Annotated in this window: 10 protein-coding genes; 4 read left to right on the forward strand and 6 right to left on the reverse strand. The window is 34.6% G+C overall.

Annotated elements, in window-relative coordinates:
* Positions 1-73: 73 nt before the first annotated feature.
* The 6 genes from VP395_RS13215 to ilvD all read right to left on the reverse strand — a co-directional run bounded on the left by VP395_RS13215 (position 74) and on the right by ilvD (position 8685).
* Positions 74-1666: an NADP-dependent glyceraldehyde-3-phosphate dehydrogenase gene (locus VP395_RS13215; RefSeq protein ID WP_346242493.1), complete on the reverse strand. Its 1593-nt coding sequence runs from the start codon at positions 1664-1666 to the stop codon at positions 74-76.
* A gap of 176 nt (positions 1667-1842) precedes the next feature.
* Positions 1843-3108: a threonine ammonia-lyase IlvA gene (ilvA, locus tag VP395_RS13220; RefSeq protein ID WP_346242494.1), complete on the reverse strand. Its 1266-nt coding sequence runs from the start codon at positions 3106-3108 to the stop codon at positions 1843-1845.
* A gap of 56 nt (positions 3109-3164) precedes the next feature.
* Positions 3165-4640 (reverse strand): ketol-acid reductoisomerase, encoded by a 1476-nt coding sequence (ilvC, locus tag VP395_RS13225; protein WP_346242495.1) that lies wholly within the window; start codon positions 4638-4640, stop codon positions 3165-3167.
* A 15-nt stretch (positions 4641-4655) separates the two neighbouring features.
* Positions 4656-5189, reverse strand: coding sequence for an acetolactate synthase small subunit (gene ilvN, locus VP395_RS13230; RefSeq protein ID WP_346242496.1), 534 nt, complete (start codon positions 5187-5189; stop codon positions 4656-4658).
* Positions 5190-5201: 12 nt separating this feature from the next.
* Positions 5202-6935: a biosynthetic-type acetolactate synthase large subunit gene (ilvB, locus tag VP395_RS13235; RefSeq protein WP_346242497.1), complete on the reverse strand. Its 1734-nt coding sequence runs from the start codon at positions 6933-6935 to the stop codon at positions 5202-5204.
* Positions 6936-6999: 64 nt separating this feature from the next.
* The gene (ilvD, locus tag VP395_RS13240; RefSeq protein WP_346242498.1) at positions 7000-8685 is read right to left on the reverse strand and encodes a dihydroxy-acid dehydratase; all 1686 of its coding nucleotides are present in this window, start codon (positions 8683-8685) and stop codon (positions 7000-7002) included.
* 639 nt (positions 8686-9324) lie between these two features.
* Here ilvD and metK point away from each other — a divergent pair.
* From metK to VP395_RS13260, 4 genes are all read left to right on the forward strand, one after another.
* On the forward strand, positions 9325-10578 hold the full coding sequence (gene metK, locus VP395_RS13245; RefSeq protein ID WP_346242499.1) for a methionine adenosyltransferase: 1254 nt from the start codon (positions 9325-9327) through the stop codon (positions 10576-10578).
* Between the two features lie 162 nt (positions 10579-10740).
* Complete coding sequence (locus tag VP395_RS13250; protein ID WP_346242500.1) at positions 10741-11310, forward strand: hypothetical protein; 570 nt, start codon at positions 10741-10743, stop codon at positions 11308-11310.
* 215 nt (positions 11311-11525) lie between these two features.
* Positions 11526-11900 (forward strand): hypothetical protein, encoded by a 375-nt coding sequence (locus tag VP395_RS13255; RefSeq protein WP_346242501.1) that lies wholly within the window; start codon positions 11526-11528, stop codon positions 11898-11900.
* A gap of 43 nt (positions 11901-11943) precedes the next feature.
* Positions 11944-12894 (forward strand): family 43 glycosylhydrolase, encoded by a 951-nt coding sequence (locus tag VP395_RS13260; protein ID WP_346242502.1) that lies wholly within the window; start codon positions 11944-11946, stop codon positions 12892-12894.
* Positions 12895-12916 lie beyond the last annotated feature (22 nt).

The following is a 12916-nucleotide window of genomic DNA, read 5'->3' on the forward strand; positions in this document are numbered from 1 at the left end:
TAACTCATTTTTAATAAATTTCATTGAATAATTAAAAATACTATTCAATGAAATTTATAGTTATTTCACTCAATTACAATATATAATCGGTACTTATAAAGTTAGACGATTTTTTGTCTAATAATTCCTTCAATATAGCGTTATTATAGGCATTATCTTTTGAAGCCACAAAGGTTCTTATTGAGAAAGAACGCAATGCATCATGCACACTTAAAGTACTGAATGCCGAATCTTTCCTTCCCGTGAATGGATAAACGTCTGGACCACGTTGGCATGAACTATTCAAGTTAACACGACACACTAAATTAACCAAAGTATCAATTAATGGCGCTAAGGTTTTTATATCACCACCAAATAAACTTACTTGTTGGCCATAGTTAGATTCAGCCATGTCATCAAGAGGTTCGTCAATATTTGAAAACGAAATTACAGGAACTACAGGGCCAAATTGCTCCTCTTCAAAAACACGCATGGTTTTATTAACAGGATATAGAACTGCTGGGAATATAAAATTATCATTAGTTTCACCACCTTTAGCATTTAATATGGTTGCACCTTTAGCTTTAGCATCATCAATTAACTCTTGGATATATGCTGGTTTTTCAACTTCTGGTAGTGGCGTTAGTTTAACACCTGCTTCCCATGGATTTCCAAATTTAAGTGCATCAACTTTTGCTGTAAATCGTTTGTTAAATTCGTTTACAATAGATTCATGAACATATACAAGTTTTAAAGCGGTACAACGCTGCCCATTGAAAGACAAGGTTCCTGCAATACATTCATCAACTGTTAAATCTAAATCAGCATCTGGCAAAACAATCGCTGGGTTTTTAGCTTCTAAGCCTAATACCATGCGTAACCTATTTCCTTTTGGGTGTTGCGATTGTAATGCATTGGCAGATTTGCTATTGCCAATTAATGCCAATACATCTATTTTACCCGAACCCATAATGGGTGATGCCAACACACGACCACGACCATAAATAATATTAACCGCGCCTTTTGGAAAACTATTTTGAAACGCTTCTAATAAGGGTGAGATTAAAAGAACCCCTATTTTTGCAGGCTTAAAAATAACGGTATTACCCATTATTAAAGCAGGAATTAACAATGTAAATGTTTCGTTAAGTGGATAATTATACGGACCTAAACATAAAACCGTACCTATAGGGCCACGACGAATATGTGCATATACACCTTCGTTTTTTTCAAACTTAGCCGAATCACGATCTATTTGTTTGTAAGCTTCAATAGTATCATAAATATAATCAACAGTTCTATCAAATTCTTTTTGTGAATCGGGTAAATTTTTACCTATTTCCCACATAAGTAATTTTACAACTTCTTCGCGTTTGGTTTTCATTTGCTTCACGAATGTTTCCATACAAGCAATTCGGTTAGCCACTTTCATTGTTGGCCATAATCCTTGACCGTTATCGTAAGCGTTTAATGCAGAATTTAAAGCCCCTAATGCTTCCTGCTCACCTAACTCAGGAATAGTTCCTAACACGGTTGGCTTGTAATTTTCTGTAGATGATATCGTTGAATAAACTTCGGTAGTTTTTCCACTCCAAGTTTTTAATTCACCATCAACCAAATAGGTTTTTTGATGTATCAGACTTGTGATTTTATATTCGTTTGGAATTTCTGAAAATGTAGTACTCATTTTTAAATGTATATTAGTTAAAAACTAAAGCTAATATACCCATAATTTCACTACATAAAGACTTTAAAAACAATGATGTGCCAAAAAATATCGTATTCTTAACACATTAAATACATATTGATAAAATACACAAAACTCAAACGTTTTCGAGAAATAAAATACTAAAAAACTGAAATTTATACCAAAAACTGAAACAACTCTGGTTTGTTGTTTAGGTAATCGCCATAAAAATTACGTTGCTTCATTTTTGCAATTAAAGGCTCTAAATCGGTTGCAGATTTTAATTGAATACCTACTACTGCAGAACCGTTTTCACGATTCGTTTTCTTGGTATATTGAAAATGTGTTATATCATCATTTGGCCCTAAAATATCGACCACAAATTCTTTTAATGCACCAGCACGTTGTGGAAATGTCACAATAAAGTAATGCTTTAAATTGGCATACAACAAGGCACGTTCTTTTATTTCGGCAGTACGGGTAATATCGTTATTGCTGCCACTAACTACGCACACCACGCTTTTACCCTTTATTTCTTCAGCATAAAAATCCAATGCCGAAATACTTAAAGCTCCAGCAGGCTCAACAACGATAGCATCTTTATTATAAAGTTCTAAAATAGTTTCGCATACTTTCCCTTCGGGAACGGTAATCATAGCATGCAAATTGGCTTTACATATAGGAAATGTTAAATCGCCTACTCGTTTTACTGCGGCACCATCAATAAATTTTTCGATATGCTCTAAAGTTGTGTTTTTATTATTTTTTATTGAAGCCAACATAGAAGGCGCGCCTTCGGGTTCTACACCTATAATCTTTGTACTGGGAGATAATTCTTTAAAAACGGTTGACAAACCTGCTGCTAAACCGCCACCACCCACAGCTATAAATACATAATCAATAGTTTCGGTTGCCTGTTCTAAAATTTCTAAACCAATGGTAGCTTGCCCTTCAATAACTTTTTTGTCATCAAACGGGTGAATGAATGTTTTTTGAAATGCTTCACACTCTACCATAGATGCATGATACGCATCATCATAGGTGTCGCCAACTAATTTAATTTCAATATAGTCTTCACCAAACATTTTTACCTGTTCCACTTTTTGGTTAGGCGTAGGTGAAGGCATGTAGATTGTGCCTTTTATTTTCAAGAGCTTGCATGATAAGGCTACACCTTGCGCATGATTACCTGCACTAGCACAAACTACCCCATTTTTAGACTCTTCTTCAGTAAGCGAGCTTATTTTATTGTAAGCACCCCTAATTTTGTACGAACGTACCTGTTGAAGGTCTTCACGCTTCAAAAGAATATTAGCACTAAACTGATTTGAATATCTGAGGCTAGGGCTTAAAGGCGTAACTGCCGATACCTTTTGAATAGTATCGGCAGCTACTTTTATATCTTTAAGACTAGGGAAATATATTTCTTTCTCCTTATTCATTAATGATTTTATAAAAGACCTCACAGGTTTTAAAAACCTGTGAGGTCTGGTTTGTATTATACTATCGGTTTCATAGCCGTCATAGACGCTCTTAAGAAAGACCCCACTTTTTCAACTGGATGGTCTCTTAACGCTTTGTTTACTGCTATTAATTTAGCATTATCTACCGCTTTACCGTTATCTTTTGCATAGGCTTTTCCAATAACATCGGTATCGATTTTCTTCATAAAATCTGCTAATAATGGTTTACAAGCATGATCGAATAAATAACAACCGTATTCAGCAGTATCAGAAATTACAGAATTCATTTCGTATAATTTACGCCTTGCAATAGTGTTTGCAATAAGAGGCGTTTCGTGTAACGATTCGTAGTATGCAGAGGCATCGATAATTCCAGAATCAGTCATAGCTTCAAACGCTAATTCCACACCTGCTCTTACCATCGCTACCATTAATACACCGTTATCATAGTATTCTTGTTCTGAAATTTCAATATTTCCTGCAGGTGTTTTTTCAAAATTAGTTTCAGCGGTTGCAGCTCTCCATCCTAATAAATCTTTGTCATCATTAGCCCAGTCTGCCATCATACCAGAAGAAAATCTTCCTTCCATAATATCATCCATATGTTTTTGGAATAATGGACGCATGATGTCTTTTAATTCTTCAGACAATTCAAAAGCCTTAATTTTTGCTGGGTTAGACAAACGATCCATCATGTTTGTAATTCCACCATATTTAAGACCTTCTGTCACCGTTTCCCAACCGTATTGAATTAATTTTGAAGCATAACCAGCATCAATTCCTTTTTCAATCATTTTATCGAAACATAGGATAGATCCTGTTTGTAACAACCCACAAAGAATGGTTTGTTCACCCATTAAATCAGACTTTACCTCAGCAATAAAAGAAGATGCTAACACACCCGCTCTATCACCACCAGTTGCAGCAGCATAAGCTTTTGCTTGTGCCCAACCTTTTCCTTCCGGATCGTTTTCTTCATGTACCGCAATTAAGGTTGGCACACCAAAACCTCTTTTATATTCTTCTCTTACTTCAGTTCCTGGGCATTTTGGTGCCACCATAATAACCGTTAAATCTTCACGGATTTGTGTTCCTTCTTCAACAATATTAAAACCATGAGAATATGATAAAGTTGCTCCCTTTTTCATTAAAGGCATCACCGCTTTTACCACACTTGTATGTTGTTTGTCTGGTGTTAGGTTTAACACTAAATCTGCCGTTGGAATTAATTCTTCGTACGTACCAACTGTAAACCCATTATTGGTTGCATTTACATAAGAAGCACGTTTTTCAGCAATAGCTTGCGCTCTTAAAGCATAAGAAATATCTAGACCTGAGTCTCTCATGTTTAACCCTTGGTTAAGCCCTTGCGCTCCACATCCTACAATTACAATTTTTTTGCCTTTTAAAGCATTTACACCATCTTCAAACTCTGAAGCGTCCATAAATCTACATTTAGACAATTGAGTTAATTTATCTCTTAACGATAGTGTGTTAAAATAATTTCCCATTTTTAATTTTAGTTATTATTGATTATTGAATGCCATAAGCATTTCGGTTACTTTCATTTCATCTTTTGTTACTGCAATACGTCCTGCACGAACAAATTGCATAATGCCAAACACATTTAAATCTCTTCGCAACGATTCAATTTCATTTCTTCTACCCGATTTTTCAAGCACAAAAAACTCTTTGTTTACGGTAACTATTCTAGCATTACTTTCTTTTATTATATTTTGAATTTGTGGTTCTTCAAATAATAAAGCTGATTTTATTTTGAACATACAAGACTCGGTATAAATAGTCTCTTCGTCTTTATGGTAGTATGCCCGTATTACCTCAACTTGTTTTTCAAACTGACCTATAATTTTTCTTGCTTGAGATTCTGTTATATTTACAACAATTACAAATCTGTTTACACCTTCAATTTCAGATTGCGAGGTTGTTAAGCTCTCAATATTAATATGTCGGCGTTGAAAAATAGCTGATATACGATTTAATAAACCGATGTTGTTTTCGGTATAAATTGAAATCGTGAATGTTTTTATTTCTTCGTTCATTTTTTTGAATATTTAGCTTAAACGTACATCTGAAACCGAAGCTCCCGCAGGTATCATCGGGAATACGTTATCTTCTTTTTCTACACAAACTTCTAAGAAATAAGACTCTTTAGAGGCTATCATTTCTTTTATAGCTCCTGCTAATTCTTCACGTTTTGTTACACGCTTCCCTTCAATATAATACCCTTTTGCAATGGTTACAAAATCTGGATTTGTCATTTCGGTAGATGCATAACGTTTATCGAAAAACAATTGTTGCCATTGGCGTACCATTCCTAAGAATTCATTATTTAAAACAACAATTTTAACCGCTGCTTTTTGTTGAAAAACAGTACCTAATTCTTGAATATTCATTTGGTAACCACCATCTCCAATAATTGCTACCACTTCTCTATGCGGTGCTGCCATTTTAGCACCAATGGCTGCAGGCAATGCAAAACCCATAGTACCTAAACCACCTGATGTGATGTTGCTTTTAGTAACATTAAATTCAGAATAACGACACGCAATCATTTGATGTTGACCAACATCTGAAACAATTGCAGCATTTCCTTTTGATTCAATGTTAATTTGCTTTAATACTTCCCCCATGGTTAACCCATCTTTAGTAGGGTGAATATCATCTTTTATAACTTTTTCATATTCAATAGCATACAAATCTTTGAATTCTTGCAACCATGAATCGTGTTTGTTTTCGTTTAATAACGGTAATAATTTTGCTAAACTATCTTTAGAATCTCCAATAACCGCTACATCTGTTTTCACATTTTTATCAATTTCCGCAGGATCAATATCAAAATGAATGATTTTAGCTTGTTTTGCGTAGGTGTTTAAACTTCCCGTTACACGGTCGTCAAAACGCATTCCTATAGCAATAAGCACATCACATTCATTTGTTAATCTATTAGGCGCATAATTACCATGCATCCCTACCATACCCACATTTAATGGATGTGACGTTGGAATAGCAGAAGCGCCTAAAATAGTCCATGCAGCGGGAATTCCAGCCTTTTCTACAATGGCTTTTAATTCAGCCTCCGCTTGTCCTAAAATAACACCTTGGCCCCAAACAATCATTGGTTTTTTTGCTGCATTTATCAAACTCGCTGCAGCTTGTACCGCTTCAGAATTGGTTTTTGGCACTGGAATGTAGCTTCTAACGCCTGTACATTTTTCGTATTTAAAATCCAGTTCACTTACTTGTGCATCTTTAGTGATATCTATTAATACAGGTCCTGGACGTCCACTTTTAGCTATATAGAACGCTTTCGCTAATACTTCTGGTATATCTGCCGCTTTAGTTATTTGGCAGTTCCACTTGGTTACAGGGGTAGAAATACCAATAATATCGGTTTCTTGAAACGCATCCGTTCCCAATAAATGCGAAAATACTTGTCCAGTAATACACACTAATGGCGTAGAATCTATTTGAGCATCGGCAATGCCTGTAATAAGGTTTGTTGCTCCTGGACCCGACGTAGCCATAGCAACACCTACACGACCAGAAATACGTGCAAAACCTTGCGCTGCATGTGCAGCACCTTGCTCGTGACGTGTTAATACATGATGAATTTGGTCTCTAAATTTATATAATTCATCATAAACTGGCATAATAGCTCCTCCTGGATATCCATAAAGAATATCAACTCCTTCTGCTAATAGACATCTTATGATGGCTTCGCTTCCTGTAATACGCATGGTTTCTTGTGCCACTTCTTGTTTTTTATTTGCTGTTTGTGTATTCATGTTTATCTTATTAAAACCCTTCGACTATGCTCAAGGCGACATGAGATTCCTGCTTTCGCAGGAACTAGAATGCATCGGTAACACAACCTTTTGAAGCTGATGCTACTGATTTTGCATATTTATATAAAATTCCTTTTTTATGTTTCAATTCTGGTTGTACCCATTTTGATTTTCTTTCTGCTAATTCTTCGTTAGAGAGTAAAACATTAATGGTATTATCTTCTGCACTAATTCTAATTCTATCACCTGTTTTTAGCAACCCGATAGTACCACCTTCTTGTGCTTCTGGCGTAATGTGACCTACAACAAAACCGTGTGTTCCACCAGAAAAACGTCCATCAGTAATTAAAGCGACCGACTTTCCTAAACCAGCACCCATAATTAATGAAGTTGGTTTTAACATTTCTGGCATGCCAGGACCTCCTTTTGGACCGACATAACGAATGACGACGACATCGCCTTTAGCTACTTCTCCGTTTGAAATTCCTGTATTTGCTGCTTGCTCACCATCATAAACAACAGCTTTTCCTTCAAACAACAAACCTTCATTTCCAGATATTTTTGCAACCGCACCTTCTTCTGCAAGGTTACCATATAATATTTGAAGGTTTCCTGAAGATTTCAAAGCTTTATCTTTTGGATAAATTACATCTTGGTCGTTTTCAAAAGTAAGCGCTTCAACATCGGCTAAGTTTTCAGCTAATGTTTTTCCCGTTACAGTTAAACAATCACCATGTAAATAGCCATTATCTAATAAGTATTTCATAACAGCAGGAGTTCCTCCAACACCGTGAACATCTTCCATTAAATATTTTCCACTCGGTTTTAAATCGGCAATTAAAGGCGTTCTATCACTTACACGTTGAAAATCTTCCAATGTAAACTCAATATCAGCAGCATGTGCAATCGCCAAGAAATGCAATACCGCATTGGTTGATCCGCCTAAAGCATTCACCAAAGCAATAGCATTTTCAATAGATTTTTTTGAAATAATGTCTAAAGGTTTTAAATCTAATTCCAGTAAATTTTTAATAGCGATGGCTGTTCTTTCACTTTCGGATAATTTATTAGGGTTTTCAGCTGGAATAGAAGAATTATAAGGTAAAGCAAACCCCATACATTCTATAGCCGAAGCCATGGTATTTGCAGTATACATACCACCACATGCCCCAGCACCTGGAATAGCACTTTTTATAATTTCTCTATATTCTTCTTCTTCAATTTCTCCTGCCATTTTTTGTCCTAAAGCTTCAAACGCTGAAACGATATTAAGCTTTCTTCCTTTGTATTTTCCTGAAGCGATGGTACCACCATACATCATAATTGATGGACGATTTAAACGCAACATGGCGATTACAGCGCCTGGCATATTTTTATCACAACCAACTACAGATATAAGGGCATCATAACTTTGAGCATTCATAACCGTTTCAATAGAGTCTGCAATAATATCTCTTGAAGCCAAAGAATAATTCATACCCGAAGTTCCCATAGAAATGCCATCACTAACACCAATAGTATTAAATCCCAACCCTACCAAACCAGCTATTTTACATTCAATTTTCACCTCAGCAGCCAAACCGTTTAAGTGCATGTTGCACGGGTTTCCATCATATCCAGTACTTGCAATACCCACTTGGGCTTTTTGCATATCTTCATCTGTCAAACCTACTGCGTACAACATAGCTTGTGAAGCCGGTTGAGATATATCTTGAGTTAATCTACTACTGTGTTTATTGAGTTTATTCATTCTTTATATGGATAATTTTATACTTTGTCTTTGCTTTAATTAATCTTTCAATGATTTTATGATTTTCATAAAAACCCTTCAATCTCCCTAAATCAATGTTCGAAATTAATTTATTATGATTTTACAAAGGTTATTCTTTCTTATTTAAGGTTAAATTCATTGTGTTTAAAAATAATATAAAGTATTGATTAACAGTTTTTTAAATGAATTTTTTTATGATGTTCAAAACACTCAAAATATTCAATAAAAAAACCTTCCGTTTCTGGAAGGCTATTAATATTTACTATAGTTTATAAATATGCCTTCCTATCTGTGTGAAATAATCACAAGGACATTGACAGAAATACTATTTAATTTTTGATTATTCATAATTAAAAAGCAAATGTTTAAAATTAAAACGTAACAGCCAATTTATTAGTTAAAATAGTAAAAAATAATTTGCTTTTCCTTTTATTTTTTTACTTTTGCTGCATAAATAACAGAGGAAAGATTTGACTGATTGCAACCTCTTTGTACTGAACTTATTTCTTCAGCTTCTTTAAAAGATATCGAAACAAGTTAGGCACAAGTAAAAATGCTAAAGGCAGTGAAAACTTCCTTCGACGTTATCGTCAAATCTCCCGCATAACCTATATTAAAATGGCATATTTATTTACTTCTGAAAGTGTTTCGGAAGGACACCCAGACAAAGTAGCAGACCAAATTAGCGATGCTTTAATTGACAACTTTTTAGCTTTTGACAAAGATTCGAAAGTAGCTTGCGAAACACTTGTTACCACAGGACAAGTTATTCTTGCAGGGGAGGTTAAATCGCACACATATTTAGATGTTCAAAAAATCGCGAGAGATACCATTAACAAAATTGGTTATACTAAAGGCGAGTATATGTTCGATGGCAATTCATGTGGTGTACTTTCTGCAATACATGAGCAATCAGACGATATAAATCGAGGTGTTGATAGAGCTAGCAAGGAACAACAAGGTGCTGGCGACCAAGGGATGATGTTTGGTTATGCAACCAACGAAACCGAAAATTTTATGCCTTTAGCTTTAGATTTATCGCATAGAATTTTAATTGAACTTGCTGAATTAAGAAGAGAGAATAAAACCATTCCGTATTTAAGACCCGACTCAAAAAGTCAGGTAACTATTGAGTATAGCGATGATAATATTCCGCAACGTATTGATGCCATTGTAGTTTCTACACAACATGATGATTTTGCAGATGACGATACCATGCTTGCAAAAATCAGAAAAGATATTGTTGACATTTTAATACCGCGAGTGGTTGCTAAATTACCAGAGAACATACAAGCATTGTTCAATAACGATATTAAATACCATATAAATCCTACAGGCAAATTTGTTATTGGCGGGCCTCACGGAGATACTGGATTAACGGGTCGTAAAATTATTGTAGACACTTACGGTGGAAAAGGCGCTCACGGTGGTGGTGCATTTTCTGGAAAAGACCCAAGCAAAGTAGATAGAAGTGCTGCATACGCAACCAGACATATTGCTAAAAACTTAGTGGCAGCAGGTGTTGCCGATGAAGTTTTAGTACAAGTAAGTTATGCTATTGGTGTGGTAGAGCCTATGGGCATTTTTATTAATACGTACGGCACTTGCCCGTTTAATATGACCGATGGAGAAATTGCTAATATCGTTTCAAACATATTCGATATGCGCCCTTATGCTATTGAAGAACGCTTAAAACTACGTGCGCCTATTTACAGCGAAACTGCTGCTTACGGCCACATGGGGCGTAAAAACGAAACAGTTACCAAAACATTTAGTCAACCAAATGGAGAAACTACAACTTTAGATGTTGAGCTATTTACTTGGGAAAAATTAGACTATGTAGACAAAGTAAAAGGCGCTTTTGGTTTGTAAATTTTAAGCTTAATATTTTAAAAAAGACCATCTTCTAGATGGTCTTTTTAGTTTATAATAAATTTGAATTTGTAGAAATTTCTACTAACTTCGTTTGACGCCATATAATTAAGACATTATAACGATTTTATATTAAGTCCCTATATGCAAATTGAAAAAACTATGAAAACAATTTTAATTTTTATTTTACTGCTTTTTGGAATTAATAATGTAAACGCTCAAAAAACCATCTCATTTGAGGCAGAAGGAAATTTAGAATCACCAAACCCATGTGATTGTGTTGAATTATTGGATGTTACAAATGAAAATAATCCAGCTGATATTTTAATTGGAATGGGAAAATGCATGGAATCAAAACAATTTGAAAAGGCTGCAAGACTGTTTATGATTGCTGGAGTATATGGAAAATACGATGCTTTTAGAGTAAAAGACAGAAGCGCGCATCAAGCCATATTAGTTCTACAACAAAATATTTTACTAAATGTTGATGAAAGTGACAGAAATAGTTTAATGAACAGTCTTAAAAAATACCTTGACCCAACTTCTGAAGAAGTAACTAATGTTTGTCAGGTAATTCAGCAAATTGGAATTCCAAAATACTACCCTAAATATATGGTTCAGCACGGAATTCAGGCATTTTTAGAGAGTGAAGGAAATGGACTAAATATGGAATTTGATAGTGAGAAATCTTGGAACTTAGTCCTGAAAAATTATTTACACTGTGGAGAATAACTAGCTACTGATTTTCATTCGGAAAATCTTCGGGCGCAAACACGCACCTTATTTAATGAATATTAAACTAAAAAAAACAATGAAAACAACTTGCTTAATAGTACTATCAATTTTATTTTCAATAAACTCATTTTCTCAAAATTTTTCGACCGAAACTGGTGGCAATTGTTATAGTATAGAAATACCAAAATATATGGCAAAAACCTATGACTTAAATGATGTTGCTACAGCACAATATAAAAACCCTAAAAGAAGCTTACACCATAGTTATTGAAGACTCTAAAGATGAATTAAACTCTTTAGGAATGATATTTGTCAATCCTAAAGAGTTTTTAGAAAATTTCACCAACGATTATCTTATCGATTCTAAAAACAGAATTATTTCGAAAATAATCGAATTTAAATCAAATGAAAACGATCATGCTCAAGCTGAAATTACTTGGACCGAAGAAGATGGAGATTTCTATATGTTAGTAACAACTGTTGAGACAAAGAAGTATTTTTATAAAATATTATGCTGGACCTTACTTGAAAACAAAGCTGATTTAAAAAGTGATTTTTTAACTATTTCTAAATCAATTCAAGATTAACTAAATACTCTAACTGAGAAAAATCAAACAAAATACATAAATAATGAAATTCACATCCATTTTAATAAGTCTTTTTTTTATATCGACATGCTTTTCCCAAAACCCATTAAATTTTGGCAGTAATATCCTAACAGCAGATCCATCTGCACATGTTTGGAAGGACGGCAAAATATATATTTATGCTTCCCATGATGAAGAATGCCAACTTGATTTTTGGATGAAAGACTGGCATGTATTTTCATCTAGCGATTTAATAAATTGGACGGATCATGGAGCATGCCTTTCTGTAGGCGATTTATCTTGGGCAGATAATTTTGCTTGGGCACCAGATGCTGCATATAAAAACGGAAAATATTACTTTTGTTTCCCTGCTGGAACTGGGTTTAAAGACCGAGAAAACCCTAAAAACAGCACCAAATGGATGGGAATAGGTATTGCCGTGAGCGACTCTCCCACAGGTCCTTTTAAAGATGCCATTGGCAAACCATTATGGACAGAACCTTACGCAAACGACCCTTGCCTTTTTATAGACGATGATAATAAAGGTTACATATACTTTAACGGTGGTGGCGATTATTTAGTTGCTGAAATGGCTGATGATTTATTAAGTGTAAACGGCGATTTATATAAAATGGACATGGGTGGTTACGAGCCTAAAAGAGAAGGTCCTTGGGTATTTAAAAGAAATGGCATGTATTATTATACTATGCCAGAAAACAACCAAATACTTACATATTATACATCAAATACACCAAAAGGACCATGGAAATACCAAGGTAAAATTATGGATGAAGAAAATGCCAGTAACAACCACCATTCGATTGTAGAGTTTAATGGACAATGGGTTTTATTCTATCATAGATGGTTAGACACAGACTCCGAATGCAACAAAAAACAACGCCACATATGCGCTGAATATTTATATTTCAATAACGATGGCACTATTAAACCCATTGAAAGAACTGAAGCAGGCTTGTCATTTAAAAAAATATAACCCAGTATTTTTAAAAAAAACT

Origin of the sequence: Mariniflexile soesokkakense (genome assembly GCF_039650365.1) — a bacterium.
Lineage (GTDB): Bacteria > Bacteroidota > Bacteroidia > Flavobacteriales > Flavobacteriaceae > Mariniflexile > Mariniflexile soesokkakense.

Bases quoted from the DNA above. Each gene is read 5' to 3' on its own strand.
- ilvD (WP_346242498.1), bottom strand. From the start codon at position 8,685: ATGAATAAACTCAATAAACACAGTAGTAGATTAACTCAAGATATATCT.
- VP395_RS13255 (WP_346242501.1), top strand. From the start codon at position 11,526: ATGATGTTGCTACAGCACAATATAAAAACCCTAAAAGAAGCTTACACC.
- VP395_RS13250 (WP_346242500.1), top strand. From the start codon at position 10,741: ATGAAAACAATTTTAATTTTTATTTTACTGCTTTTTGGAATTAATAAT.
- metK (WP_346242499.1), top strand. From the start codon at position 9,325: ATGGCATATTTATTTACTTCTGAAAGTGTTTCGGAAGGACACCCAGAC.
- VP395_RS13215 (WP_346242493.1), bottom strand. From the start codon at position 1,666: ATGAGTACTACATTTTCAGAAATTCCAAACGAATATAAAATCACAAGT.
- ilvN (WP_346242496.1), bottom strand. From the start codon at position 5,189: ATGAACGAAGAAATAAAAACATTCACGATTTCAATTTATACCGAAAAC.
- ilvA (WP_346242494.1), bottom strand. From the start codon at position 3,108: ATGAATAAGGAGAAAGAAATATATTTCCCTAGTCTTAAAGATATAAAA.
- ilvB (WP_346242497.1), bottom strand. From the start codon at position 6,935: ATGAATACACAAACAGCAAATAAAAAACAAGAAGTGGCACAAGAAACC.
- VP395_RS13260 (WP_346242502.1), top strand. From the start codon at position 11,944: ATGAAATTCACATCCATTTTAATAAGTCTTTTTTTTATATCGACATGC.
- ilvC (WP_346242495.1), bottom strand. From the start codon at position 4,640: ATGGGAAATTATTTTAACACACTATCGTTAAGAGATAAATTAACTCAA.